This is a genomic window from Corynebacterium comes, from assembly GCF_009734405.1.
GTDB classification, from domain to species: domain Bacteria; phylum Actinomycetota; class Actinomycetes; order Mycobacteriales; family Mycobacteriaceae; genus Corynebacterium; species Corynebacterium comes.
On record NZ_CP046453.1, the window covers coordinates 54707 to 79833 of the forward strand.

A 25127-nucleotide genomic window follows, 5' to 3' on the forward strand; every position below is an offset into this window, starting at 1 on the left:
CATCGTGAACCAGCCCCCGCGTTCAACGCCTATTCGGCGGCAAGCTCGGCGAGATCGGCCTGGTCGGTGACCTCGATGTCGTCGTCGGTGATGAGGAAGCTCATGAGGTCCTCACCGAGGACGACTTCGCCGTCGTAGTTCTCCTTGGTGCGGGAGATCATTTCCTCGTCGGTGATGCCCTCGACCTTGCCGGGGATGCCGTTGACGAAGTGCGTGTACACGGCCAGCTTCGGCTTGGCTTCGGCGAAGATCTCGCCGGCCTGGTCCGGGGTGGTGTGGTGTGAGATGACCTGGGGCAGGACGTTGCGGTCTTGGAAGGCGGCGACCTCGTGGAGCATGAGGTCCACGTCCTTGCCGTAGGTGACCACGTTCTCGTGGGGGATGGTGTCACCGCTGATGAGCACGGACTTGCCGTTGTAGTCGATGCGGAAGCCCTTCGAGGGCTTGATCACGTTGGCGGGGTCATGCTGGACATCGAACATCGTCACCTGCAGGCCGTCCTGGTCGAAGATGACGCCGTCCTCGGTGAACTCGTGGGCCTGGATGCCGGTGGTGTCGCGCTGGACCTCGCCATCGGCGACCCGGACGTCGATGTCGTTCTGGAAGGCGTCGCGCACGTTGTCGACGATGTTGCTCACGCCTTCGGGGCCGTAGACGTTGAAGGTGCCCTCGCGTCCGCCGAAGGCGGGCACGTAGCCGGTCATCCACAGGTCGTCGATGCTGATGACGTGGTCGGAGTGGAAGTGCGTGAGGAAGAGGCCGTCGACCTGGCCGGCCTCCACACCGGCCTGGATGAGGCGGATGATGGCGCCACGGCCGGCGTCGATGACGTAGTTCTTTTCCCCGGCCTGGACGAGCACGGAGAAACCGAAGCGGTCGGTGCTCGGGATCGGGCTTCCGGTGCCCAGCAGAGTGACCCGCAGGTCACCCTCGGTCGGAGCGTTCGCCGCCGGGTGGATCGACTCGGTCACGTTGACGGGGAAGTCGTTGGCGGAGACTGTCCGCGCGGAGGAGGATTCACCCTCCTGCGCGCCGGTGGCAGTGCACGCGGTGACTGCCGTGAGCGATAGCAGCAGGGCACCGGTGACGACGGTCCTGGCGAAGGGGCGGGAGGTGGAGAAGAAGTGTTTCACTGGTCATATACCGATCGTTGGTGTGAGTTGACCCGTACGAAGATAGCAAGTAAGAATCGTCATACCTAAACGGTTTCTTCCGCCCCCGCGAAAGGGGCCGCCGGCACCTGTTCTTCCGTTCCCCGTCGTTTCTTTATCGCCCCTCATGGTTGATACCCGACCCGGCCCACCGCATTACCCTGGAATGACACAGCCCGTGGCACGCCGTGTCACCCCGAGCAAGCGCCCCTACGAGAGCGGAGGCCCAGCATGGACCACAAGATTCCCACGATGTCGGTGAAGTTGAAGAAGTCCACCGGCCCGTACGTGGTGGCGCTCGACGTCGGGTCGACTGCCTCGCGGGGTGGTCTCTATGACGCCACCGGCCAGCCGGTCTCGGGGTCCAAGCAGCGGATCTCGCATGAGTTCCTCACCGCCGGTGACGGTACGAGTGTCATCGACGCAGACCAGGTCGTCGCCGAGTGCCGGGAGATCATCGACGAGATCGTGTGGTTCGCGCAGGACAAGGGGATTGCCGACCAGATCGCCGGCGTGGCCATGGACTCCTTCGCGTCCTCGCTCATCCTCGTCGGAGCTGATGGCAGGGCCCTGACCCCGTGCTTCACCTACGCTGATTCCCGCTCCCGCCGGCAGGTCCAGGAGCTCGGCGAGCGTATCGACGAATCCGCGTACCACGCCCGCACCGGCGTCCGGCTCCACACCTCCTATCACCCGGCCCGCCTGCTGTGGCTGCAGAGCGAGGACCCGGAGACCTTCGCGCAGGCGGAATCCGTCATGACGATCGGGGAGTACGTCTACCTCCGTCTGGCCGGCATCCGCGGTCTGGCCACCTCGGTGGCGGCGTGGTCGGGCATCATTGATGTGCGTACCGGCGCCCTTGACCTGCCGGTTCTGGCGGCCTGCGGAGTCTCCCCGGAGCTGTTCTCGACCATCGTCGATCCGGACCAGCCGGACCGTCCGACCTCCACCGGGTGGAAGGAACTGGGGAAGGTCGACTGGTTCCACGCCATCCCCGACGGCTGGCCCTCCAACATCGGCCCCGGGGCGATCGACAGCTCGACCGTCGCCGTCGCCGCGGCCACGTCCGGCGCCGTGCGTGTCATCCTCGATGAATGTCCGGACGAGATCCCCTCCGGCCTGTGGTGTTACCGGCTCTCGAGTGACCGGTGGATCGTCGGCGGCGCGCTCAATGACGTCGGTCGCGCCGTGTCCTGGCTGGACGCCACCGTCGCCTCGCCCGGGGAGAATCTCGACGCGGTGCTCGCCGGCCCTCCGCTGGCGGGCACCCCCTCCGTCCTCCCGTTCTTCAGCGGGGAACGCGCCACCGGCTGGGCGGCCGACGCCCGCGCAACCTTCCACGGCGTCACCACCGCCACCGGCCCGCAGGAGTTGTGGCGGGGTGTGTTCGAGGGTCTGGCCCTGTCCTACCGGCGGGTATGGGATGAACTCACCGTCGCCGGCGCCCGGCCGGAGCGGGTGATCGCCTCCGGACGTGTCTCCCTCGACCATCCCACCTGGCTGCAGATGCTTGCCGACGCCCTCGAGGCCCCCGTCATCCCCCTGGCCATGAAGCGTGCGACACTGCGCGGCACCGCCCTGATCGCGCTCGACACCCTCGCGCCCGAGGTGGACAGGGCGACGCCACCTTTCGGCGAGACGTGGCAGCCCGTCGATAAGCATCTGCCTCATTACCGGCAGGCGATGGGCGACTTCGAGATGCTCTACGACGTGCTCGTCACTTAACGGGCCCTCACTGCGCGGCCTTCGAGTCGCCGTCGACCGCGAGCTGCTGCCCGGAGATCGTCCGGGCGTGGGGGCCGGCGAGGAAGAGGGCGAGCGCGGCTATGTCGGCGGGGTCGGTCACGGCCTTCACCGACTGATTGGCCAGGGCGGCGCTGCGCTCATCCTCGACGCTGCGCCCGGAGACCTCGGCACGTGCCTCCAGGACCGTGTCCAGGCGCGAACCGCTGACGATGCCGGGATGGAGCGAGTTCACCGTGATGCCGTGGGGGCCGAGTTCCAGGGCGAGGGTTTTGGTGAAGCCGACCAGCCCCCACTTGGCGGTGGTGTAGCCGATTCGATTCGGGTAGCCGAACCTGCCGGCCACGGAGGACATCACCAGGACCGTGCCGCCGCCGGCCACCTTCAACAGGGGGACCAGGTGTCTGGCCACGGTAAAGGCTCCGTTGAGGTTCACGTCCAGGACAGAACGCCACGCCGCCGGGTGGTACTCCTCCACGGGCGCGGTGGGGCCCGGGATGCCCGCGTTGCTGATCAGGACGTCGAGTCCGCCCAGCTTCTCCCGGACATCCTCCACCAGCTGGATGACGTCCGTCTCGGACGTGACGTCCCCGACGCTTCCCGTGAGGTTCTCGTGCTCGTCGACGACCTTCGCGACGGCGTCCGGGTCGATGTCGAAGACGTGGACGGCGGCGCCGTCGGCGAGAAATGCCTGCGCCATGGCCCATCCGATGCCGCTGGCTCCCGCCGTGATCAGGACTCTCTGCTGCATCTGTGATTTTCCCTTCAGTTGCTGGTCCCAGGTCCATCGGCCTCGGACCCCACTCTGGTCATGTGATTGGTGCCACATTCATTTGTAGCTGACGCCTGTTGTGCTGGGGCCATCATTGGGAATCCATCGATACCTAATGGGTTGTGATTGATGCTCTGAGTGGAAAAAGTGGCGGAATGACCGGTTGTGTCGAAGTGGAACAGATGTGCCGGGTAGGCGCCTTTAGTCTTCCCTCATGCATGTGACGGCAATCACCAACGCGTACGTGCTGAGTGCCGGGACACAGATTTCCGGCTGATTGTCCCCCTGGTCCCCCAGAAAAAAGGATGTTTCTTATGTCTACGCAGAGTTCTTCCCCGAGTGTTGATGTCATCGTCATTGGTGCCGGTTTCGGTGGCCTTTATGGTGTGCACAAGTTCGCCAACGAGTTGAACATGTCCGTGCTCGCGTTCGAGAAGGCCTCGGGCCCGGCCGGCACCTGGCACTGGAACCGTTACCCCGGTGCCCTGTCGGATACCCGCAGCCATCTCTACCGCTACTCGTTTGACAAGGACCTGCTGCAGGACAGCTCCTGGGAGAACACGTATCTCACGCAGCCGGAGATCCTGGCGTATTTCGAGGATGTCGTCGAGCGGTTTGATCTGGCGCGGCACTACCGGTTCAACACCGAGGTCACCTCGTCGGTGTATCTGGAGGATGAGCAGCTGTGGGAGGTCACCGCCGGGGGGCAGATCTACCGTGCACGCTACGTGTTCAACGCGGTGGGGCTGCTCTCGGCGGTGAACATGCCCGATATTGCGGGCCTGGACACCTTCGAGGGCCTGGTGCTGCATACCGGTGCGTGGCCGGAGGGCATTGATCTGTCCGGCAAGCGCGTCGGTGTGGTCGGTTCCGGGTCGACGGGTACGCAGGTGGTCACAGCGTTGGGTCCGGTGGTGGAGCATCTGACGCATTTCATCCGGACGCCGCAGTATTCGGTGCCGGTGGGCAAGCGCCCGGTGTCGGAGGCGGAACTGGCGGAGATCAAGGCGAATTATGAGCAGATCTGGGAGCAGGCGAAGAACTCGTCGGTGGCGTTCGGGTTCGAGGAGGCCACCACTCCGGCGATGTCGGTGTCGGCGCAGGAGCGGGAGCGGGTGTTCCACCAGGCGTGGGAGGAGGGTGGCGGGTTCAACTTCATGTTCGGCACCTTCGGGGATATCGCCACGGATGTGGCGGCCAATGAGGCGGCCGCGGCGTTTATCCGGGGCAAGATCGCCGAGATCGTCACGGATCCGGAGAAGGCGCGGAAGCTGACCCCGCATGATCTCTATGCGCGTCGGCCTCTGTGTGATGACGGGTTCTACGACACGTTCAACCGGGACAATGTGGATGTCGTGGCGTTGAAGGAGACGCCGTTTCAGGAGATCACCCCTGAGGGTGTGGTCACCGCGGACGGGAAGCTCCATGAGGTGGATGTGCTGGTGTTTGCCACGGGGTTTGATGCGGTGGATGGTAATTACCGTCGGATGGAGATCCGTGGTCGGGGTGGGGTGAGTATCAATGAGCATTGGGATGGTCAGCCCAGCAGTTATCTGGGTGTGACGACGTCGAAGTTTCCGAACTGGTTCATGATTTTGGGTCCCAATGGTCCGTTCACGAATCTGCCGCCGAGCATTGAGACGCAGGTGGAGTGGATTGCGGAGTTGGTGGCGTTTGCCGAGGCTAATGGCATCACGGCGGTGGAGCCGGAGGAGGCGACGGTGGAGGCGTGGACGGATACGTGTCGGGAGATTGCGGGGATGACGGTGTTCACGAAGGTGGATTCGTGGATTTTCGGTGCGAATGTGCCGGGGAAGAAGCCGTCGGTGTTGTTCTACCTCGGGGGCCTGGGTAACTACCGGTCCATTCTGCGGGATGTCGCCGACAGCGGATACCAGGGCTTTGCGCTGGCGCGGGCAAAGGACACCGTTCTCGTCTGATCGCCCTCCCCATCTTGACACCCGTCGCCCCACAGAAAGCATCACCATGAACCTGATCCTCGCCACCCGAAGAGCGAACACGGCAGTCAGCCAGCGCGTGAGCAACTCGGTCCAGCGCTACCTCCCGGAACCGATGGTCATCGCCATCGCCCTCACAGTCGTCGTCTTCGCCATGGCCATCCTCGTGGAAGGGGCCGGCCCGCTCGACACCCTCCGCATGTGGGGCGACGGCCTTTGGACGCTGCTCGCCTTCTCCATGCAGGTCACGGTCCTCCTGCTCACCGGTTACATGCTGGCTAACACCCCGATCGTGCAACGCCTGATCGACGGCATGGCCAGCCGGGTCACCAACCCCCGCGTCGCGGTTGCCCTGGCCTGCTTCATCGGCCTCATGGGCGCCTGGCTCAACGCCGGGCTGGGCATGGTGCTCGGCACGATCATCGCCCAGCGCCTGGCCTGCCACGTCAAGGGGATGCACTACCCGCTCGCCGTCGCCGGAGGTTACGCCGGCTTCTGCATCTACGGCATCGGCATCTCGGGCACCGTTCCGCTGTCCATTGCCACGCCGGGGCACCCGATAGAGCCGCTCATGGGCGTCGCGCCGCTCTCCTCCACTGTCTTTCACCCCCTCATGCTGGGCACCTCGCTGCTCGTCGCCGTGACCATGCCGCTGTTCGTCGCACTGCTCCATCCGCGGACCCCGGCCGAGGTGATCGAGGCTGACCCCGCGACGCTGCCCGCCAGGCTGAGGACCACCCTGGAGTCCAAGCCGGGCCAGATGACCTTCTCGGACCGGCTGAGCCACAGCCGCGCACCCGGCTGGGTCATCGGCACCATCGGCATCGCGTACTCCGTCCTCTATGTGACGGACGGCGGGGCGGTCAACTTCGACAGCATCAACGCGCTCTTCCTGTTCCTGTGCCTGTTCCTCTACGGCCGCCCGGCGGCCTTCCTCAAGTCGCTGCAGAAGAGCACCCCCATGATCAGCGCCGTCCTGGTGCAGTACCCGCTCTACGCAGGCATCATGGGCGTGCTCGCCGGCTCCGGGCTCATGATCACCATGGCCGGTGTCTTCGCGCAGTTCTCTACGGCGGAGACCCTGCCCTTCTTCAGCTTCATCTCGGGTGGTTTCATCAACCTGCTCGCCCCCTCGACCGGCGCCCAGTGGGCCATCCAGGGGCCGGTGATGGTGGAGGCTGCCAACCAGATGGGCGCCAACGTCACCGCCACCGCCATGGGTGTCGCGATGGGGGACCAGTGGACCAATGCGATCCAGCCCCTCTGGATCCTGCCGGCCCTCGCCATCTCCGGCATCAAGCTCCGGGACGCCATGGTCTACCTGATCTACATCACCGTCTTCCTGGGCGTGATCTTCAGCGTCGCCATGCTGATGTGGGGCTTCTTCGGCTGATCTGAAGTCGGTGCGACGAAAGACCGGACCCGGGGAGCAGTTCAACTGCTCCCCGGGTCCGGTTGTTGTCCGTGTCCGGCGGTGGCTATTCCGCAGAGGCCTCCGGCTCCATGCCGCGCTCGGCCATGACCTCCTTGACCAGGGTCAGTGCGTTGAGCACCCGCGGAAATCCGACGTAGGGGAGAAGGTGGATCAGGGTGCCCACGATCTTCTCCTTGGTCAGGCCCACGTTGAAGCCGACGTTGATGTGGAGCTTCAGCTGGCGTTCCGTGCCCAGGGCGGCCAGGGAGGAGATGGTCACCATGGTCTGCTCCTGCTGGGACAGGCTGTCGCGGGAGTAGATGTCGCCGAAGGCGAAGGAGACGATGTACTCGGAGAGCAGCGGGTCCAGGTCCTTGTAGGAATCGACGAGCTTGACATGGTCGTAGGTGGTGGACTGGTCGCTGGCCACCAGCTCCATCATGCGGTCCAGGCCCTTCTGGAATCGCTCGGTGGTCTCGGGGTTCTGGTTCTTGTCCTGTGTCATGCCCCGACCGTAGCAACGGGCAACGGGGAAAAGTTGCTTCATTTCCGAACACTTCTGAGGGATCATTCAGTGTTCGCTGTACAGTTCAGTACATGCTGACCATTGCTTCCCGTCTTGACGTGATGAACAGGCTGGGTCGCGCCATGGCCGACCCGACCCGTTCCGGTATTCTGCTCACGCTGCTGGAGGGGCCGGCCTATCCGGCCGAACTCGCCCGCGAACTGGGGCTGACGCGCTCGAACGTGTCCAATCATCTGACGTGCCTGCGTGACTGCGGCATCATCCGCGCCGAGCCCGAGGGGCGCCGTACCCGCTACGAGCTTGTCGACGCCCATCTCGCCCGGGCCCTCAACCTCCTGCTCGACACCACCCTCGCGGTCGACGCCAGCGCTCCCTGCCTGGACCCCCGGTGTTCCGTCGAGGGTTGCGCCGACATGGAAGGGGGGCAGCTGTGACCGTCTCCGCCTGCGGATGCGAAGCACCGGAACCGGTGGCCGCGGAGGAGGAGTCCACGCCCTGGTGGCGCAACCGCTCCGTCCTCATCCCGGTCGCATCTGGACTCGCCCTGCTCCTGGGGCTGATTCTGGAGTGGTTCGTCCCCACCGTGGAGACCATCCCGCAGGTGTTGTTCTGGGCCTCCCTGCTGCTGGGTGCCTCCCAGTTCGCCCCCGGTGCGCTCCGGGGCCTGTTCACCCGCGGCAGACTGGGCATCGGCCTCTTGATGACCATCAGCGCGATCGGCGCGGTGCTCCTCGGGTTCATCGAGGAGGCCGCCGCCCTGGCCTTCCTGTACTCCATCGTGGAGGCGTTGGAGGACGCAGCGATGGACAAGGCACGTTCGGGACTGCGTTCCCTGCTGGCGTTGATCCCCTCGACCGCGACCGTGGTGGCCGCCGACGGTGCCACCCGCGCGGTGCCTGTTGAGGATCTGGTGCCCGGGCAGATCCTCCGCCTGGCCGCGGGGGAGCGTCTGGCCACCGACGGTGTGGTCCGGTCCGGGCGCAGCAGCCTGGATGTCTCGGCGGTCACCGGTGAATCCATCCCCGTGGAGGCAGGGCCGGGGGAGAAGGTGCCGGCCGGCGCGATCAACGCCTCCGGGGTGCTTGAGGTGGAGGCCACCGCCTCCGGCACGGACAACTCCCTGACCACCGTGGTCAGGCTGGTCGAGCAGGCCCAGGCGAAGAAGGGGGAGCTGGCGCGCATCGCGGACCGTCTGGCCCGGCCCCTGGTGCCCGGGGTGCTCGTCCTCGCGGCCCTGGTCGCCCTCATCGGATCCCTGTCGGGTGATCCGGGCCTGTGGATTGAGCGCGCCCTGGTCGTGCTGGTCGCGGCCTCACCCTGCGCTCTGGCGATCTCCGTGCCCATCACCGTGGTATCCGGCATCGGCGCGGCCAGCCGCTTCGGCGTGGTCATCAAGTCCGGTGCCGCCTTTGAACGCCTCGGCGGCATCCGGCACCTCGCGCTGGACAAGACCGGCACCCTGACCCGCAATCAGCCCACCGTCGCGGAGGTGCTCACCGTCGACGGCGTCGCGCGAGAGGAGCTCCTCGGCTGGGCCGCGGCGCTGGAGTCCCGCAGCACTCACCCTCTGGCCGCCGCGATCACCGCCGCCGCCCCGGAAGTCCCGGAGGTCCGGAACGTCACCGAGGTCGCGGGCCAGGGCATCACCGGGCTTATCGATGCCGCGCCGATCGCCGTCGGCAGCCCCCGCTGGCTCGACCCCGGCCCGCTGGCGGTTCCGGCCGCGGAGCTGGAACTCCGCGGCATGACCGTGGTGGTCGTCCACCGCGATGAACGACCGGTCGGGGCCATCGGGGTGCGCGATGAGTTGCGCCCGGAAACCAGCGAGGTCATCTCATCGCTGCTCGCGCGAGGGCTGGGTGTCACCATGCTCACCGGGGACAACGCCCGTACCGCCCGCGCCCTGGCCGCGGCGGCCGGCATCACGGACGTGCGTGCCGAGTTGCGTCCGGAGGACAAGGCTCGGGCGGTGACCGAGCTTGGAGACGCCGGCCACGGACCCGTCGCCATGATCGGCGACGGCATCAACGACGCCCCCGCCCTGGCCTCCGCCGATATCGGCATCGCCATGGGAGCGAAGGGTTCCGACGCCGCCATCGAATCGGCTGACGTCGCCTTCACCGGCGATGACCTGCGCCTGATCCCCCGCGCCATCGAGCATGCACGTCGGGGCCGGCGGATCATCAACCAGAACATCGTCCTGTCCCTGGCGATCATCGTCATCCTGCTCCCGCTCGCGATCACCGGGCTGCTGGGACTGGCCGCCGTCGTGCTGGTCCACGAGGTGGCCGAGGTCTTCGTCATCCTCAACGGACTGCGGGCGGCGCGGACGGGGCGTCGATAAGCGCCAGGTGGGTTACCTCACCACCCGGAAGCTGATGTTGCCGGAGGTGGAGTCCGGGGTGTTGGAGTTGCGTGCCGCGACGCGGTAGCGGTTGCAGTAGGAGTCGTGGCACAGGTACGACCCGCCGCGCAGTACCCGGCGTCTTCCTGTCTCCGGCCCGTGGGGATCATCGACCGGGCTGTGGGAGTAGTAGTCCGCGTCGAACCAGTCCTGGCACCATTCCCACACGTTGCCGGCCATCTGCCACAGCCCGTATCCGTTGGGGTGGTAGGTGTGCACCGGTGCGGTGGTGAGGTAACCGTCCTCGGCGGTGTTCTCGTGGGGGAACTGTCCCTGCCAGATGTTGCAGTTCCATTCCCCACCCGGGGTCAGTTCATCTCCCCAGGCGAGGCGTTGTCCCTGGAGGCCGCCGCGGGCGGCGTATTCCCATTCGGCTTCGGTGGGTAGCCGGGTGCCGGCCCAGGCGCAGTACGCCTGGGCGTCGTCGAAGGAGACGTGGACCACGGGGTGGTCCTCCCGGCCGGTGAGGGTGGAGGCCGGTCCGTCGGGGTGGCGCCAGTCGGCGCCCTGGACGGCCAGCCACCAGGGCACGCCGGCGGCCTGGTTGAGGATGTCGGATCGTTGTCCCTGGAAGGTGGCGTAGAAGACGGCGGAGATTCCGAAGTGTTCGGCGGTGGTGCGGTATCCGGTGGCGTCGATGAATTCCTGGAAGTGGGTGTTGGTGACGGTGGTGGTCTGCATGCGGAAGGCGGGCAGGTTGACCTGGTGGATGGGGGTTTCCCCGTCTTTGGGGTTGCCTTCATGGTGGTGGTCGCCCATGGTGAAGGTGCCGGTGGGGATGTCGGCGAATTCGCCGGGGGTTCGTGTGGTGGTGGTGTGGGGTTGGTCGGTGGGGGCGTCGAGAGGCGTGCCGTGTCGGGGGGAGGTGAGGTCTGCGCTCGACGGGGAACAGCAGCTACCCATTGGTGGCTGCCTCCGGGGCGGTCATCTCGCTGGCCCAGTCGATGGAGAAGGACAGTGCGGCAGCGCGCGGTGCAGCTTCGTTGACGGCCTCGAAGTCGACGACCACGACGCCGTTGTCCTCGGCGTACCGGTTCCACTTCTCCTCCAGTTCCCTGGCGATGTCCGGATGTTCGGAAATGACATCCTTGGTCTCGCCCGGGTCTTCGGCCAGGTTGTACAGGGCGTACCCGCCGGTGCCGCCCATGGGCTCAGGCGTGAAGATCAGTTTCCAGTCGCCGGAGCGGTAGGAGCGGTGGCCGAAGTGCTCCCAGCCGAACTCGTCCTCTCCGATGGTCTCCGAGGTGCCCTCCAGTAGCGGCCGGGCGGAATCGCCCAGGAGATTGCCGGCGGAGGCGAGATCCGCCCCCGCGTACTCGGCGAAGGTGGGGTAGAGGTCGGTGATGTGGCCGAAGGTGTCGACGACGCGGTTCTCGCCGCCGCTTGTTGACGGTGCCTTGATGATCGCGGGCACCCTCGTTCCGCCCTCGAACAAGGTGTTCTTGGCATGGAAGAAGGGACCGGAGGAGACCTGGGCATTGGGCAGAGCCAGGGAGGGGAAGGAACCCTCGAGGCCGTAGGACTCGACGTCGCCCACCAGCGGGTAGAACTCGTTGTGCCAGCCCTCGGTGCCGGGCCGGACATACAGCTCGTGGCTGTTGGCCGCCGGGCCGTTGTCGCTGGCCACGACGATGAGGGTGTTGTCGTATTCGCCGGTCTCCTTGAGGTGGTCGATCATGCGGCCGACCTGCTCATCGGCCTCATGGATCGACGCGGCATAGACGGCCATCCGGTAGGCGAGGTCCTTGCGCTGCTCCTCGTTGAGCGTGTCCCACTCGGGCGTCTGCTCGGGCCAGCGGGTGGCGTTCTCCCCGTCGATGAGCCCGAGCTCCACCATGCGCTGGATGCGCTGGTCGCGCAGGTCGTTGTAGTTGTAGTCGTCGAGGTAGACGTCGAGATATTTTTCGATGAGCTCCTTGTTCTCCACGTGCAGCGGATCATGGGGAGCGGTGTAGGCCAGGTAGCCGAAGAAGGGCGTGTCCGATTCCACGCTCTTGTCCACCATCTCGAGCATTTCATCGGTGTAGGAACGGGTGGCGAAAAAATCCTCCGGCAGCTGGTCGACCCGCTCACCGTTGCGCTCGTAGATGACGGTGTCGAACGGTTCCTGCGTCCGCTTGGAGAGGCGGTGGCCGTCGGAGAAATATGATGCGCCCGCATCGTAGAGCGTGAAGTTCTCGTCGAAACCAGTGTCCTGCGGGGTCTGACCCTCACCTTCCCCGAGGTGCCACTTGCCCACCTGGTAGGTGTCGTACCCGGTGTCACCCAGCAGCTCGGCGATGCCGGTGAACTCCCCCTCCAGGCTGCCCTTGTAGCCCGGGGTGGTCTGCGGCACGCCGGGCGGGGTGAGGTTCTCCATGGAACCCAGGCCGACCTGGTGGGGATCCTGCCCGGTCATCAGAGCGGCCCGGGTGGGGGCGCACAGCGGGTAGGCGTGGAAGTTGGTGAACTGGGTACTTTCCTTGGTCAGCGCATCGATGTTCGGAGTCTCCGCCTCACCGCCGTAGGCGCCGAGATCGGAATAGCCGAGGTCGTCGAGGAGCACCATCATGATGTTGGGCTGCTCCTGCGCTTCTGCGGCAGAGGAGGCTGATGACGACCGGGAACTCGTGGCGGTCGAGGTGCTTCCGCACGCGACGAGAGTGGCGCTGAGCAACACGGAGGTGCCCAGAGCCAGGCCAGCCAGTGCCCTTCGGGCGGGAGAGTTCTTAGGCGAGAGTTTCATGTGAATTTCATCTTTCAGGTCGCGGAAGGAAAGACCAGCCTTTGGCGGTCCAGCTTGGTTTGTCAGCCCTCGCGGGCTGAGTCGGTGGAACTGGGGCCGGTTCCAGTTGTGAAGCGAACGACGTAACTCCGGACTAGTGAAAAACTCGTACATTCAGGACATCAGAGTTTTCGCTTCGGGGGAGTGGATTTCCTGTGCCTCCCGCAGTGGCCGGTCGAGCTGCCGGCCCCTGGCATTGGCCGCCTGGGACTGGAGGGCACCACGCCTGGTGCCGGTTCCGGTTCGAGCGTGCCCCCTCGGAAAAGGGCGCCTTCTTAAGGGGTCGGATGGCTCATGCACGGAGGGGAACTGCGAAAATGCCTCTTGAGGGCTGGGGTCAGGTAATCCGGAGAGCGTGAGATGGGGATGCTGTCACTGCCGATGCAGTGGACACGATGCTACGTAGATCACAAAAAGTGATCAAGAGAGATGTGGGACACAAGGCGCCGATCGGGTCGTCTCCTGCGCGGCAGCAGGGCGCGCGTCCGGGCCTCATACTGAGGCCGTCATGCCTCGTATCCAGCAGAATTAGTTGTGGGAGATAACTAAGTTTGTTATGTCAAGCAATTTTTGGCATCGGAAAAAAATACATATTTCACCCCAAAGTGGGGGTGTGAACAACTTGGCAGCTTAACTCGCATCCCTGCGAAGTCCTTCTCGACGCGTCAGGCCCCACGGCTCACGGTTCAGACCATGAAGCCGGTGCAGGGCAGCTGGGGACTGTGATTTCATCCCTGCCGGCCCCAGGTGCCGAGTATGGGGTCGGCAGGGACCCGGGGATGGGCGACCCGTGTCTGCATTGGGCGAGCCTGGTCCCCGTCGGAACCGGCTCCTCGGTCGAGGTGGAAAGCCTGGGGGTGTTGATGGGCGGAGGTTCTCCCGGACTATCGATCCATGATCTTGGTCCGCGCCGCCTGTCCCTTGGGGGACTGCATGAGCTTGTCCAGGAGTGCGATCAGGACATTGCGCTCGATGTCGGTTAGTCCGTCGGACCACTGTCCCTCGAGGACGTGGTGGTCGTCGAAGGCTGCCGAGATGTAGTCGGCCCCCTCGGTGGACAGCTCGATGACCACTGCCCGGCCGTCATTGCTGGATTTCCGTCTGGTCACCAGGCCCTCCTTCTCCAACTGGCCGGTGAGGTTTGAAACCTGTGAACGCCTCATGCCCGTAACTGTCGCCAGTTGATTGGAGGGGATAGCCCCGTACATCCAGAGTGCGAACAGGAACCGGAATATCGCCCACGAATGACCCTTGGGGCGGTGGACGGCTTCTTCGATGTCGTTTGAAACGAGGCGCGCTGCGCGATCGAGGGAAATGATGAGCTGGTTCGCCTCCACATCAGCGTTCGGCTTCTTCTCCGGCAGCGTTTCTTTCGCCATCCGCACCATCGCCCAGAAGTCGAGATCGGCGGGGTTCACGGTTGAGCTGTCATCTTTCAAGGCTTTTCCCTTTCCTGGCAGGGACCTGGCCTCGTCCCGACGGTCTGATGTCCATGGTAGTTATCCCCGGGAGGGGGCAGGACAACCCATCCTCTGCCGTGTCGGGGCGTGCGCCTGAAGGCAATTCACGCCGTGTTCCAGCACGGTCAGGGAAAGGGTTCTCGCCCCCGAATGGGGGTGGTTTATGCTGCGGCGCCAAAGAATTTTTCGAGCAGGGGCCGCCCAATAATGATTTCCAAAGTGAACTATATCGCACCAGCAAGGGGCCGTATTTTCATGTTGGCTAATTGTGCAAAGAATTGATTGCCATATAGGCGGGGTCGAGATGTGGCGTAGGGCGATCGCCCGTTCCTATTGCCTGGATCACTACCGCTACGTAGCGTGATGGACACCACAGGGAAGGTCGACGCAGTCAAGTGACCCGGTGGGAAACATGACCAGGAAAACCCGAGTGGCCTGCATCAATATGAGAATGTGCAGGCTGGGAGGGTGGTAGTTCATCCCGAAGGAGCCATCAAAATGAGCAAGGACTTCATCCCTTTCACTGGCCAGGAGTACCTGGACAGCCTCAACGATGACCGTGAAGTGTGGATCTACGGCGAGCGGGTGGAGAATGTCACCGAGCATCCGGCGTTCCGAAACTCCGCCAGAATGATTGCGCGAATGTACGATGCGCTTCATGATCCGGCGCGAAAGGACATCCTGACCGTCCCCACTGAATGGGGTGGCTACACCCACCGCTTCTTCCGTGCCGCCGAGAGCGCCGAGGAGCAGCTCGCATCCCGCGACGCCATCGCCGAGTGGCAGAAGATCGCCTGGGGCTGGATGGGCCGTTCCCCCGACTACAAGGGCTGCTTCCTGGGCACACTGGGAGCAAACGCCGAGTTCTACCGCGGCTATGAGGACAACGCCCGCAACTGGTACCGCAAGGCGCAGGAGAAGACCTACTACATCAACCACGCCATCATGAACCCGCCCGTCGACCGCGGTTCGGGCCCGGATGCCGGCAAGGACGTCTTCATCCGCGTGACCAAGGAGGATGAGAACGGCATCTACGTCACCGGCGCAAAGGTCGTGGCCACGGGTTCCGCCCTGACGCACTACACTTTCGTCGGCCACGTGGGCCAGGTCGCCATCCAGGACCCGGCGTACTCCCCGGTGTTCATCATGCCCACCAACTCCCCGGGCGTGAAGCTCCTGTGCCGCGTCTCCAACGAGCAGCGCGCAGCCGTCCTGGGCAGCCCCTTCGATTACCCGCTCTCCTCCCGCCTCGACGAGAACGACGCCATCCTCGTCCTGGACAACGTGTTCGTCCCGTGGGAGAACGTCTTCATCCACAACGACCTTGAGCAGGCCAACCGCTACAACATCCACTCCGGCTACCTTGAGCGGGCCTCTCTCCACGGCTGCACCCGCTTCGCGGTGAAGATGGACTTCCTCGTCGGTCTGCTGACCAAGGCACTCGAGGTTACCGGCGCGGACCAGTTCCACGGCGTGAAGTCCCAGCTAGGCGAGGTCATCGCCTGGCGCAACACCTTCTGGGCGCTTTCTGACGCCATGGCAAAGTCCGCCGTGCCGTGGAAGGACGGGATGATCCAGCCGGATCCCCAGCACGCCGGCGCCTACCGGGTGATGAACCAGCTGGCCATGCCGAAGATCAAGAACATCATCGAGCAGATCGTCGCCTCCGGTCTGATCTACCTCAACTCCCACGCGGTGGACTTCCAGACCCCCGAGATCCGTGGCTACCTGGACACCTACCTCCGCGGTTCCGACGGCATCGACTCCGTCGAGCGCGTCAAGGTGATGAAGATGCTCTGGGACGCCATAGGCACCGAATTCGGCTCCCGCCACGAGCTCTACGAGATCAACTACATCGGTTCCAACGACGTCACCCGCCAGACCAACCTCTTCGGAGCCATGGGCAACGGAACCCTGCAGTACTGCAAGGACTTCGCCCAGGCCGCGATGGACGAGTACGACCTCGACGGCTGGACCGTTCCGGATCTGGTCAACAACGACGACGTCAGCGTCCTGAAGTCCCGTTCACTCGCGAATCTGGTCTAGGAGGAGAGCACAACCATGGCACGAGCAGTGGAATGCGCCCAGGTGTCGTACGCGGCACCGGACCTGGAGGAGGCGGAGCGTTTCCTCACCGCCTTCGGATTCGCCCGCATCCCGGAGAGCACCGACGAGGTCCTCTACATGCGCGGCACCAACGATCAGCATCACATTCACGTGACGCATCTGGCGGAGAAGCAGCGTTTCCTCGGCGCGACCATCGAGGTGGAGAGCCGCGCTGACCTGGAGGAACTCGCTGCGCTGGAGGGATCCTCTGAGATCACGGAATCGGAGGAGCCCGGCGGGGGACAGGTCGTGCTCATGCACACTCCCGACGGTATTCCGATCCGGGCCATTCACGGCCGCGCCAAGGCCGAGCCCCTGGAGGACCGCGAGCCCTTCCGGTTCAACAACCTCAGCGATAAGCAGCGCGTCGGCGACTCGGTCCGCATCAAGCAGGGCCCGTGCACCGTCAACCGCCTGGGGCACTTCGTCCTCCACGTGAGCAACCACGACGAGACTGTCGCCTGGTTCAAGGAACGCTTCAACTTCCTGGACTCCGACTACTTCGTCCCGCCGGGGGAGGAGGGCCCGATCGTGGGTACCTTCCTGCGGCTTGATCGTGGGGACGAGCTCGTCGACCACCACTTCATGCTCGTCCTCCAGTCCGACTGGGTGGGAGTTCACCACTCCGCCTTCGAGGTCCTGGACCTGGATGCCGTGATGTCCGCGCACGACCACCTCATCGCCGAGGGCTTCACCTCCGACGTCGGAGTCGGCCGGCATCTGCTCGGAAGCCAGATCTTCGACTACTGGAAGGATCCCTTCGGTTTCCGGATCGAGCACTACACCGACGGTGACGTGGTCAACGCCGATCATGTCCCCACCAGGTTCAATGGCACCGCCAGTGACACCACCCAATGGGGTAACCGTCCGCCGCTGGAGTTCTTCCAATGACAATCAGCAACGAAACCCGCGCCCATCTGCAGCAGGCCGGCACACCGAATGTGGCGAACCGACTCCTCAGGAGAGGTTTCCGCAACGTGGTCATGCACGGCATTGCACCCCTGAAGCAGGACCAGCCCAAGCTCATCGGGGAGGCCTTCACGCTCCGGTTCATCCCGGCACGGGAAGACCTTGACTCGATGAAGAACTACGGGCTGGAGAGCAACCTGCATCGCCGCGCCATCGAGGAATGCCCCCCGGAGAAGGTGCTGGTCATCGACGCTTTCGATGACACCAGGGCATCTGCGATGGGTGACATGATGGCCCGGCGCCTGGCGCATCGGGGGGCTGCCGGGGTGGTCACCAACGGTGGCTTCCGCGACGCCGGCGGCATCCTCGAGACGGGATTGCCGTGCTACCACCGTCAGTCGGCCGTCCCTGCCACCCCGATCCACCTGCACCCGATCGCCATTGACGAGCCCGTCGGGGTGGGCGGAGTGGCGGTGTATCCCGGTGACGTCATCTTCGGCGACGACGACGGTGTGGTGGTCATCCCCGCTGATGTCGCCGCAGAGGTTGCCGCCGAGGCCGCCGACGACGCAGCGTACGAAGTCTTCGCCGCCGAGAAGATAAACCAGGGGAGCACGCTCTTCGAGGTCTTCCCGGCGACCGAGGCCAGCTACCGAGAATTCAACGAGCAAAGGAATCAGTGAATCATGGACAACCTCATACTCAGCGCAGAGTCCCTGGAGAAGCTGGTCCACGAAGCGGACATCCGTGACGAGGACTGGCTCGACTTCCCGGAGTACGGCTTCAAGCAGTACTTCCTGCACAAGAACCCGGAGACCGGCGCCTCCATCGCCCTGCTCAGGTACGAGAAGGGCGGGAACATCCCCGTCAAGCACACCCACGCCTCGAATCAGTTCATGTACTGCCTGGAGGGCGACTACGAGTACACCGACTCGAACCTCCGGCTGAAGCCAGGCTCCTTCTACATGAACCCGAAGGATCACCCGCACGGCCCGACGCTCGCCCACGAGCCCAGCCTCCTCATCGAGATCTACGACGGGCCGCACTACTACGAAAAGCCCGAGTACCACACCGATGAGACCATCGGTGACTTCATCGCCGACGAGAAGAACTGAGGAAACAGCACATGACCACCGCAATCAAGCAGCGTTTCGACACCGCCGAGGTTCTGCAGAAGTTCGGCCTGGACCAGATCCACCCCGGCACCTACTCCTCCGCCACCGGCTGGGTCGGCGGAGACGACCGACCGGTCATTGACGCCGAGTGCCCCGCCGACGGCGAGATCGTCGCCCAGATCTCCGCCTCGGAGGAGTCCGACTGGGAGGCCGTCATCGCCAACGCCGTCGCGGTGCAGAAGAAGTGGCGGGACGTGCCCGCCCCGCGTCGCGGTGAGTTCATCCGCCGTATCGGTCAGCTCATCGAGGAGAACCACGATGATCTCGCCGCCATCGTCGCCCTGGACACCGGCAAGTCCATCGCGGAGTCGAAGAGCGAGCTCAAGGAGTCCATCGACATGGCAGGCCTGGCAGCCGGCCAGTCCCGCATGATGTACGGCTACACCCAGCAGTCGCAGCGTCCGGACCACCGCATGTACGACCAGTACCATCCGCTCGGCGTCGTCGGCATCATCTCCGCCTACAACTTCCCGGCCAACGTGTGGGCCCAGAACGGTTTCCTGGCCGCCATCGGCGGCAACACCGTCATCTGGAAGCCGAGCCCCAAGGTTCCGCTCACCGCCATCGCCCTCCAGCAGCTGGTCAACCAGGCTGCAGAGGAGTTCGACGCCCAGGGTGTGTTCTCCCTGTACCTGCCGGCCGAGAACGCGGCCGCCGAGCGGGTCATCACCGACCTCCGCGTCGATCTGGTCTCCTTCACCGGTTCCACCCAGGTCGGCCAGCTCGTCTCCGAGACGGTCTCCCAGACCCTGGGCCGCCGTTACCAGCTGGAGTGCTCCGGCAACAACGCCTGCATCGTCGATGAAACCGCTGATCTGGAGCTGGCTGCCCGCGCCCTCACCTTCGGCACCGTCGGCACCACCGGACAGCGTTGCACCTCCACCCGCCGGGTCATCGCCCACGTGAGCATCGTCGACAAGCTCGTCGAGCTCATGGCGGAGGCCTTCGCGCAGATCCCGATCGGTGACCCGCGCGATCCGGGCACGATGGTCGGCCCGCTCATCGACAGCTCCGCGGTCGAGGACTTCAAGCTGGTCATCGAGAAGGCGGCGGCCGACGGCGCGCAGATCGCCTACGGCGGCAACGTCATCGACCGCCCCGGCCTGTACGTCGAGCCGACGATCCTGACCGGCGTCGACCCGAAGTCGTCCACCGCGCAGGAGGAGACCTTCGTCCCGATCGTCTCCGTCCTCACCTACGAGACCCTCGACGAGGCGATCCGCATCCACAACGACGTCGCCCAGGGCCTGGCATCGGGAATGCACTCGACCAACCTCACCAACATCGAGACCTTCCTGTCCGCCCGCGGCTCCGACTGCGGCATCGTGCGCATCAACATGGGCACCACCGGCGCCGACATCGGCGCAGCCTTCGGCGGCGAGAAGGAGACCGGCGGCGGCCGCACCGCCGGCTCGGACTCCTGGAAGGGCTTCATGCGCCGCCAGTCCGTCTGCGTCAACTGGGGCGGCAAGAGCCCCTGGGACAACCAGATCACCTTCAACTGACCCGCACACCCCCAACTCCACTTCAGAAGACAGGAATCACCATGAGCACCGCCACCACCATGAAGAAGACCCGCATCATCTCCCCCGACGTCCGCGAGCCCGCCGAGCGCATGTGGTCCAACTGCCTGCGTATCGACGACCAGATCTTCGTCTCCGGCCTGACCGCCCGCGGTTCGGACGGCCAGACCATCGACGGTGACAACGAATTCGACCAGGCCAAGGTGGTGTTCACCAAGATCAAGAACCTGGTCGAAGAGGCCGGCGCCCAGATGGACGACGTGGTCAAGATGACCATCTACGTCACGAACATGGCAGAGAACCACCAGGTCTGGAAGGCGCGCCAGGAGTTCTTCACCGGCAACTTCCCGGCCTGCACCCTCGTTGAAGTTTCCGCGCTGGCCAAGCCCGAGATCCTCCTGGAGATCGAGGCCATCGCCATTGCCGGGGCGTCCTCCAAGTAACAACCCCCCACCCCTCACACAAAGACGAGGACATAACATGTCTCTTCGCTATCCGGACGGCAACGCCGTCGCCACCGAATCCATCGACAGCTCGCTCGCGGCGGCCGCAGAGGACCACGCACTGGTGCGTGTCCCCCAGGAAGAGCGGAAGAGCGGCTGGTTCCTGGCACTGAGCCCGGTTTCCGTGGCCACCGCGCTGGTCATCTTCGCCATCGGCGGCTTCGCCGTCGTCCTCGCCGGCTTCAAGATCGGTCTGGTCACCGGACTGGTTATCGCGGTCATCGGAGCCGTGCTGGGCAAGACCTTGTCCATGATCGCCTTCCAGTCGGGGGTCTCCAGTACCATCACCTCGCGGTTCTTCGGTTTCGGCCAGAAGGGATCCGTCTTCGGGTCGGCGATCTTCGCCTTCATGATCATCGGCTTCCTTGCCATGGAGTCAGCGCTCCTCTACGAGGGCACTCTGCTCATGTTCGGCTGGTCCGACAACTGGACAACGCGGATCCTGCTCTACGGAGCTCTCACCCTCGCCTGGATCGCACTGGCGATCTTCGGTCTCAAGGTCGCACTGCGCTCGTCCCTGATCATGACGGTGATCACCCTGGCCGTCGCGATCTACATGGTCATCTACATCTACGTCATCCAGGGCAACAACCCGATGGATGTCTTCAACTACCCCGGCGTCGTCGAGGGTGGCTTCTGGGCGAAGTTCACCGCGGCCTTCGGCGTCATGGGCGCCACGGCCGGAACCATCTCCCTGGTCACCATGGACTTCGCCCGCTATGCCCGCACCCAGCGGGATGTGACGATCCTCGCGATGGCTGGGCCGCTCGTCCAGAACATCCTCATGGTGGTCCTCGGCTCGCTCATCGTCATCGGCGGCATGCCCCAGGTCATCGACTACCTCATGGCCCGCGACGCCGGTCTCACCCCGGAGGCGGCCGCCGCAGCTGCCGGCGGGTTCGTGATGAGCAACACCGGCGCCTTCTTCGTCATCTTCGCCGGCTGGATCGGCTTCCTCACCATCTACGCCTCGCAGGCGAAGGCACAGGCGATCAACGCCTACTCCGGCTCATTGTCTCTGGTGAACATGATCGACGCCCTCACCGGCTGGAGTCCGGGCCGTGCCGTCATGGTGGTCGTCGCCAACATCATCGGGCTGATGATGATCGGTGGCGGAATCCTCCACCAGTTCGCCGCCTACCTGGCCTACCTGGGCTGCTGGACCCTGGCGATGAGCGCGATCATGATCGCCGACTACTTCTTCGTCCGCCGTCACATCAAGGTCCACGACTTCGACCGGGTGGAGAACTGGAACTGGGCCGGTCTGGTCACGCTCGTCATCGCCAGCGTCATCGGCATGCTGCTGATGTTCTCCGGCATCTTCTCCCTCGGTTTCATCGTCTCCGGCGCCCTCGCGCTCTTCCTCTACCCGGCACTCCGGAAGGCTCTTCCGGAAGGCACCGGGACCACCTTCACATCCAAGTCCGAAGCAATGGCCGAGGCGTACTAGCGCCCGTCCACCCCACCGCGATCAAGAATCTGAGGTGCCCGTCATGACCGTCCCAACCATCTGGTCCCGCGAAATCCATGAGCCTATCTCCGAGGCAACCACGCTGACGTCCGAGGAAGCCATCCCGATGCAGCACGACCCCCGGCAACTGCGCAACACCCTCGGGAACTTCGCCACCGGAGTCACCGTCATCACCTACGAATCTGAAGGCGCCTACTACGGTGTCACCGTCAACTCCTTCACCTCCGTGTCGATGGACCCGCCCCTCGTCCTGGTCTCCCTCATGCGGTCCTCGCGTGCCCTGACCTACCTGATGGAGCGTCCCTTCGCCGTCAACATCCTGGGTGCGGACCAGCTGCCCACGGCCCTCCAGTTCGCCGGCAAGCCTCAGGACGGTCACCAGATCGAGTGGGTGACCGACGAGACCGCTCCGCGTCTCAACGGTTCGCTGGCCTATTTCCAGTGCACCCCCTGGGCCGGCCATGACGGCGGCGACCACATCCTGGTCCTTGGCAAGGTGCTCTCCTACGGCCAGCGTGATGACGAAGATCCCCTCGTGTTCTACCGAGGTCAGTGGAAAGAACTGGCCGAAGTAGCAGCGGACGACAAGTGAATCAGTAGAAGACCAAAGGAGTAAGTCATGACCACCAGCATCCACCCCACGCTTGACGTCAACAATGTCCTGGCCGCCATCGACAACATCTACGATCTTCTGCAGGCCGAAGCGGAGGACAGCGAGCGGCTCCGCCGCCCGACCCCGGCCGTGCAGCAGGCCCTCAAGGAGAGCGGTGTCTTCCAGCTTCTCCTTCCGGTCGAATACGGCGGCGCTGAAGCCGGTCCGCTGGAAATCATCGAGGTGATCAGTCGCCTGTCGCGCGCAGACGGCTCCCTCGCCTGGCTCGCACGGGTGCTCACCTCCGAAACCGGGTACGCTGCGGCGTCGCTGCCGGAGGAGACGGCCCGCGAGCTCTTCGGTGGCGAGGACAAAGCGCTGGTGGCGGGACTTGCCTCCATGGACTTCTCCGGCACGGCCCGACGGGTCGACGGCGGATACATCGTCGACGGGGAATGGCAGTACGTACCGGGACTCTCCATGGCCACCCACGTTGATCTCGGCGTCACGGTCGAGGAAACAGGGGAGCGGATCATCTGCGTCGTGCCGCGTTCTTCGCTACGCGTCACCGACAACTGGAAAATGCTCGGCCTGCTCTCGTCCGGCACTCTCGACTACAGCGCATGGGAACTGTTCGTCCCGGACAATTACACCTTCCTGCCTGGGCCGGAGAACCTCAGGCGTGGTGCCGACATCCTTCGTCTGAGCCCCTCCGCGCTCGCTACCCTCAATCAGGGAGCCTGGTCTCAGGGCGTTGGCGAGCGGATCCTCGATGAACTCAAGCAGCTGACCCAGGAAAACCGCGGGCACAGTGAGCGTGACGTCACCAGCGCGGAGTTCTACGCGGAGTTCGCACGTCACTACTCGCATGTGCGGGGAACGGGAGCGCTGCTCCGGGAGATCTGGGGTGAGGTGAACGACAACCTGGAGCGCGGAACAAAGCCTGACGTCGAGCTGCAGACGATGATGCGACTCGCCGCGGCGCTGTCCACGCGGACTGTTCTGGAGATCAGCCATCTTGCCCACCGGTTCGCCGGTGCCAGTGTCATGCGGAATGGCGTACTCCAGCGCTTCTTCCGCGACGGCCACGCCGGAACGCAGCACCGCGGGACCGCGCACCTGGTGACCCAGCAGTGTGGCGAGATTCTCTCCGGCACCCTGCCGGAGGGTACGTACTGGGGCTTCTACGATCTGGTGGTCCCCGAGCCGGAATAACCGGAAACGACAAAGGTCCGCGACTCGATGGTCGCGGACCTTTGTCGTTCCGCACCAAACGGCGGCGTCGAGAAGCAACGTTCAGGCGCGCCGGCCGTGCACCGCGAAGTAGAACACGGCCGCGAAGATCACCACGCCGGCGAGGGCGGCGTACATGGTGGCGTAACCGGTGGCGGCGACCAGGGCGCCGAGGAGAACCGGGCCCAGACCGAAGCCGACGTCCATGAACAGGAACAGGGTGGAGATGCCGGTGCCGAGCTTCTCCCGGGGAACGGCGTTGACGGCGATGGCCTGGCAGGCGGGCATGAGCGTGCCGTAGCCGAGTCCCGTCAGTGCGCCGGCGACAACGATGTGCCAGTCGGCGGTGGCCACTGCGAGCAGTCCCATCGCCGGGGCGAAGAAGGCCAGGCCGAGATAGATGACGATGTTGTCGCCACGCCTGTCCTGGAGTCGGCCGAGGAGGGGGCGCATGAGGAGCACGGGTACGGCGTAGGCCAGGAAGAACAGGCCCGCGCCGGCGAGGACGTCGCGTTCGACGGCATAGCCGTTGAGGTAGGTGATCACCCCGCCGTAACACAGCCCCACCAGCAGCATGAAGCCGCCGATGGGGGCGACGGCCGGGTGGGCGATGTCGCGGAAGGAGAACCGGGGCCGCGTGGTCTTCTTCTCCGCGGCCATGGCCCGGCGGCGGGCGGCCGAAGGGCGGAGGAAGATGCTGAGCACCAGGGCCAGGACTGCGAGGGCCAGGCTGGCGATGAAGAGGATCTCGTAGGTGAAGGCGCCGACCAGGGCGAGGCCCAGGGCAGGTCCGACGGCGGTCGCCAGCGTGGAGGTGAGGGCGAAGTAGCCGGTGCCTTCGGCGCGGCGTCGAGAAGGAATCGCGGTCTGGGCGATCGCCATGAGCGCGGTGCTGGCGAAGGCGTACGCGAAGCCGTGGACGGTGCGCACCGCGATGAGCAGCACGAGGGAGTCCACCCACAGGTACAGGACCGAAGTGAGCGTCACAATGATGGCGGAGACGAGCAGGACCGGACGTTTGCCCAGCGTGTCAATGACATAGCCGCAGAAGATCCGCCCCACGGTGGCCCCGATGACGAAGGAGCTCGCTGCGAGACCGCTGGCGGTCTGCGAGGCGGCGAACTCCCGGACGGCGTAGAGCGCGATCGTGGTCACCAGCAGGTAGAAGAGCAGGTACTGGAGGAAATTGACCACCCAGGCCAGCACGAAGGTGGGGGTGATCAGACGCTCGCGCGGGGTGGAATCGGGTTCTCGGGGGTGTGTCTCTCGCTCATCGGAGTGGACTGTCAACTGGGTTCTCCTCATCTGCGCGGCCAGTTTCTATCCTGCAAATGATATGCCCAATAATAGGTGGAGACAATCCGGGAGGTTGAGCCTATGGATTGAGGCTATCTGAGGTTCCGGTGGCGGCATGTCTGCGCTG

21 protein-coding genes are annotated in these 25127 nt (G+C 64.8%); 14 read left to right on the top strand and 7 right to left on the bottom strand.

The features are described 5' to 3' along the window. Nucleotides 1-29 precede the first annotated feature (29 nt). The gene (locus tag CETAM_RS00280) at nucleotides 30-1133 is read right to left on the bottom strand and encodes an MBL fold metallo-hydrolase (RefSeq protein ID WP_156226547.1); all 1104 of its coding nucleotides are present in this window, start codon (nucleotides 1131-1133) and stop codon (nucleotides 30-32) included. Nucleotides 1134-1382: 249 nt separating this feature from the next. Here CETAM_RS00280 and CETAM_RS00285 point away from each other — a divergent pair, with 249 nt between their 5' ends. Continuing rightward, complete coding sequence (locus CETAM_RS00285) at nucleotides 1383-2876, top strand: gluconokinase (RefSeq protein ID WP_231587522.1); 1494 nt, start codon at nucleotides 1383-1385, stop codon at nucleotides 2874-2876. Between the two features lie 7 nt (nucleotides 2877-2883). Here CETAM_RS00285 and CETAM_RS00290 read toward each other — a convergent pair whose 3' ends face one another. Beyond that, on the bottom strand, nucleotides 2884-3645 hold the full coding sequence (locus CETAM_RS00290; protein WP_156226548.1) for an SDR family oxidoreductase: 762 nt from the start codon (nucleotides 3643-3645) through the stop codon (nucleotides 2884-2886). A gap of 335 nt (nucleotides 3646-3980) precedes the next feature. On the opposite strand from CETAM_RS00290, the gene CETAM_RS00295 reads away from it, so the two are divergent. Together CETAM_RS00295 and CETAM_RS00300 are read left to right on the top strand one after the other, a co-directional pair. Continuing rightward, a complete protein-coding gene (locus tag CETAM_RS00295; protein ID WP_197085761.1) occupies nucleotides 3981-5606 on the top strand; it encodes a flavin-containing monooxygenase in 1626 nt (541 codons plus the stop codon). Nucleotides 5607-5652: 46 nt separating this feature from the next. Beyond that, nucleotides 5653-7017, top strand: coding sequence for a short-chain fatty acid transporter (locus CETAM_RS00300; RefSeq protein ID WP_156226550.1), 1365 nt, complete (start codon nucleotides 5653-5655; stop codon nucleotides 7015-7017). A gap of 85 nt (nucleotides 7018-7102) precedes the next feature. Here CETAM_RS00300 and CETAM_RS00305 read toward each other — a convergent pair whose 3' ends face one another. Further along, the gene (locus CETAM_RS00305; protein ID WP_156226551.1) at nucleotides 7103-7543 is read right to left on the bottom strand and encodes a carboxymuconolactone decarboxylase family protein; all 441 of its coding nucleotides are present in this window, start codon (nucleotides 7541-7543) and stop codon (nucleotides 7103-7105) included. Nucleotides 7544-7635: 92 nt separating this feature from the next. On the opposite strand from CETAM_RS00305, the gene cmtR reads away from it, so the two are divergent. Both cmtR and CETAM_RS00315 read left to right on the top strand, forming a co-directional pair. Next, nucleotides 7636-7998, top strand: coding sequence for a Cd(II)/Pb(II)-sensing metalloregulatory transcriptional regulator CmtR (cmtR, locus tag CETAM_RS00310; RefSeq protein WP_156226552.1), 363 nt, complete (start codon nucleotides 7636-7638; stop codon nucleotides 7996-7998). Continuing rightward, on the top strand, nucleotides 7995-9908 hold the full coding sequence (locus tag CETAM_RS00315) for a heavy metal translocating P-type ATPase (RefSeq protein ID WP_407923939.1): 1914 nt from the start codon (nucleotides 7995-7997) through the stop codon (nucleotides 9906-9908). Before cmtR ends, CETAM_RS00315 begins: the two co-directional genes overlap by 4 nt. A 12-nt stretch (nucleotides 9909-9920) precedes the next feature. On the opposite strand, the gene CETAM_RS00320 is transcribed toward CETAM_RS00315, so the two are convergent. From CETAM_RS00320 to CETAM_RS00330, 3 genes are all read right to left on the bottom strand, one after another. After that, on the bottom strand, nucleotides 9921-10871 hold the full coding sequence (locus CETAM_RS00320; RefSeq protein ID WP_156226553.1) for a formylglycine-generating enzyme family protein: 951 nt from the start codon (nucleotides 10869-10871) through the stop codon (nucleotides 9921-9923). Then, on the bottom strand, nucleotides 10864-12693 hold the full coding sequence (locus CETAM_RS00325) for an arylsulfatase (RefSeq protein ID WP_156226554.1): 1830 nt from the start codon (nucleotides 12691-12693) through the stop codon (nucleotides 10864-10866). Before CETAM_RS00325 ends, CETAM_RS00320 begins: the two co-directional genes overlap by 8 nt. 923 nt (nucleotides 12694-13616) lie before the next feature. Continuing rightward, nucleotides 13617-14150 carry a MarR family winged helix-turn-helix transcriptional regulator gene (locus CETAM_RS00330; RefSeq protein WP_156226555.1) on the bottom strand — a complete coding sequence of 178 codons (534 nt, stop codon included), beginning with the start codon at nucleotides 14148-14150 and terminating at the stop codon, nucleotides 13617-13619. Nucleotides 14151-14690: 540 nt separating this feature from the next. On the opposite strand from CETAM_RS00330, the gene CETAM_RS00335 reads away from it, so the two are divergent. Genes CETAM_RS00335 through CETAM_RS00375 form a run of 9 tightly spaced genes read left to right on the top strand, consistent with a single transcriptional unit; the run spans nucleotide 14691 to nucleotide 23686 of the window. Beyond that, on the top strand, nucleotides 14691-16238 hold the full coding sequence (locus CETAM_RS00335; RefSeq protein WP_156226556.1) for a 4-hydroxyphenylacetate 3-hydroxylase N-terminal domain-containing protein: 1548 nt from the start codon (nucleotides 14691-14693) through the stop codon (nucleotides 16236-16238). Nucleotides 16239-16253: 15 nt separating this feature from the next. Next, nucleotides 16254-17189, top strand: a complete 936-nt coding sequence (locus CETAM_RS00340; protein ID WP_156226557.1) for a VOC family protein — start codon at nucleotides 16254-16256, stop codon at nucleotides 17187-17189. Continuing rightward, nucleotides 17186-17890, top strand: coding sequence for an RraA family protein (locus tag CETAM_RS00345; protein ID WP_156226558.1), 705 nt, complete (start codon nucleotides 17186-17188; stop codon nucleotides 17888-17890). Before CETAM_RS00340 ends, CETAM_RS00345 begins: the two co-directional genes overlap by 4 nt. 3 nt (nucleotides 17891-17893) lie before the next feature. Beyond that, nucleotides 17894-18322 (top strand): cupin domain-containing protein, encoded by a 429-nt coding sequence (locus CETAM_RS00350; RefSeq protein ID WP_156226559.1) that lies wholly within the window; start codon nucleotides 17894-17896, stop codon nucleotides 18320-18322. An 11-nt stretch (nucleotides 18323-18333) separates the two neighbouring features. Next, entirely contained in the window at nucleotides 18334-19887 is a 1554-nt protein-coding gene (locus CETAM_RS00355) for an aldehyde dehydrogenase family protein (RefSeq protein WP_156226560.1), read from the top strand. Between the two features lie 41 nt (nucleotides 19888-19928). Further along, nucleotides 19929-20348: a RidA family protein gene (locus CETAM_RS00360; RefSeq protein WP_197085762.1), complete on the top strand. Its 420-nt coding sequence runs from the start codon at nucleotides 19929-19931 to the stop codon at nucleotides 20346-20348. 37 nt (nucleotides 20349-20385) lie between these two features. After that, complete coding sequence (locus CETAM_RS00365) at nucleotides 20386-21858, top strand: purine-cytosine permease family protein (protein ID WP_156226561.1); 1473 nt, start codon at nucleotides 20386-20388, stop codon at nucleotides 21856-21858. A gap of 43 nt (nucleotides 21859-21901) precedes the next feature. After that, nucleotides 21902-22471 carry a flavin reductase family protein gene (locus CETAM_RS00370; RefSeq protein ID WP_156226562.1) on the top strand — a complete coding sequence of 190 codons (570 nt, stop codon included), beginning with the start codon at nucleotides 21902-21904 and terminating at the stop codon, nucleotides 22469-22471. Between the two features lie 27 nt (nucleotides 22472-22498). Next, a complete protein-coding gene (locus CETAM_RS00375) occupies nucleotides 22499-23686 on the top strand; it encodes an acyl-CoA dehydrogenase family protein (RefSeq protein WP_156226563.1) in 1188 nt (395 codons plus the stop codon). 81 nt (nucleotides 23687-23767) lie between these two features. Here the strand turns inward: CETAM_RS00375 and CETAM_RS00380 are convergent, their stop codons facing one another. Then, nucleotides 23768-25009 (bottom strand): MFS transporter, encoded by a 1242-nt coding sequence (locus tag CETAM_RS00380; RefSeq protein WP_156226564.1) that lies wholly within the window; start codon nucleotides 25007-25009, stop codon nucleotides 23768-23770. Nucleotides 25010-25127 lie beyond the last annotated feature (118 nt).

What these genes read in the sequence shown, in the direction of transcription:
- CETAM_RS00285 (WP_231587522.1), top strand. Translation starts at nt 1,383, where the DNA reads ATGGACCACAAGATTCCCACGATGTCGGTGAAGTTGAAGAAGTCCACC.
- CETAM_RS00290 (WP_156226548.1), bottom strand. Translation starts at nt 3,645, where the DNA reads ATGCAGCAGAGAGTCCTGATCACGGCGGGAGCCAGCGGCATCGGATGG.
- CETAM_RS00295 (WP_197085761.1), top strand. Translation starts at nt 3,981, where the DNA reads ATGTCTACGCAGAGTTCTTCCCCGAGTGTTGATGTCATCGTCATTGGT.
- CETAM_RS00300 (WP_156226550.1), top strand. Translation starts at nt 5,653, where the DNA reads ATGAACCTGATCCTCGCCACCCGAAGAGCGAACACGGCAGTCAGCCAG.
- CETAM_RS00305 (WP_156226551.1), bottom strand. Translation starts at nt 7,543, where the DNA reads ATGACACAGGACAAGAACCAGAACCCCGAGACCACCGAGCGATTCCAG.
- cmtR (WP_156226552.1), top strand. Translation starts at nt 7,636, where the DNA reads ATGCTGACCATTGCTTCCCGTCTTGACGTGATGAACAGGCTGGGTCGC.
- CETAM_RS00320 (WP_156226553.1), bottom strand. Translation starts at nt 10,871, where the DNA reads ATGGGTAGCTGCTGTTCCCCGTCGAGCGCAGACCTCACCTCCCCCCGA.
- CETAM_RS00325 (WP_156226554.1), bottom strand. Translation starts at nt 12,693, where the DNA reads ATGAAACTCTCGCCTAAGAACTCTCCCGCCCGAAGGGCACTGGCTGGC.
- CETAM_RS00335 (WP_156226556.1), top strand. Translation starts at nt 14,691, where the DNA reads ATGAGCAAGGACTTCATCCCTTTCACTGGCCAGGAGTACCTGGACAGC.
- CETAM_RS00340 (WP_156226557.1), top strand. Translation starts at nt 16,254, where the DNA reads ATGGCACGAGCAGTGGAATGCGCCCAGGTGTCGTACGCGGCACCGGAC.
- CETAM_RS00345 (WP_156226558.1), top strand. Translation starts at nt 17,186, where the DNA reads ATGACAATCAGCAACGAAACCCGCGCCCATCTGCAGCAGGCCGGCACA.
- CETAM_RS00350 (WP_156226559.1), top strand. Translation starts at nt 17,894, where the DNA reads ATGGACAACCTCATACTCAGCGCAGAGTCCCTGGAGAAGCTGGTCCAC.
- CETAM_RS00355 (WP_156226560.1), top strand. Translation starts at nt 18,334, where the DNA reads ATGACCACCGCAATCAAGCAGCGTTTCGACACCGCCGAGGTTCTGCAG.
- CETAM_RS00360 (WP_197085762.1), top strand. Translation starts at nt 19,929, where the DNA reads ATGAGCACCGCCACCACCATGAAGAAGACCCGCATCATCTCCCCCGAC.
- CETAM_RS00365 (WP_156226561.1), top strand. Translation starts at nt 20,386, where the DNA reads ATGTCTCTTCGCTATCCGGACGGCAACGCCGTCGCCACCGAATCCATC.
- CETAM_RS00370 (WP_156226562.1), top strand. Translation starts at nt 21,902, where the DNA reads ATGACCGTCCCAACCATCTGGTCCCGCGAAATCCATGAGCCTATCTCC.
- CETAM_RS00375 (WP_156226563.1), top strand. Translation starts at nt 22,499, where the DNA reads ATGACCACCAGCATCCACCCCACGCTTGACGTCAACAATGTCCTGGCC.
- CETAM_RS00380 (WP_156226564.1), bottom strand. Translation starts at nt 25,009, where the DNA reads ATGAGGAGAACCCAGTTGACAGTCCACTCCGATGAGCGAGAGACACAC.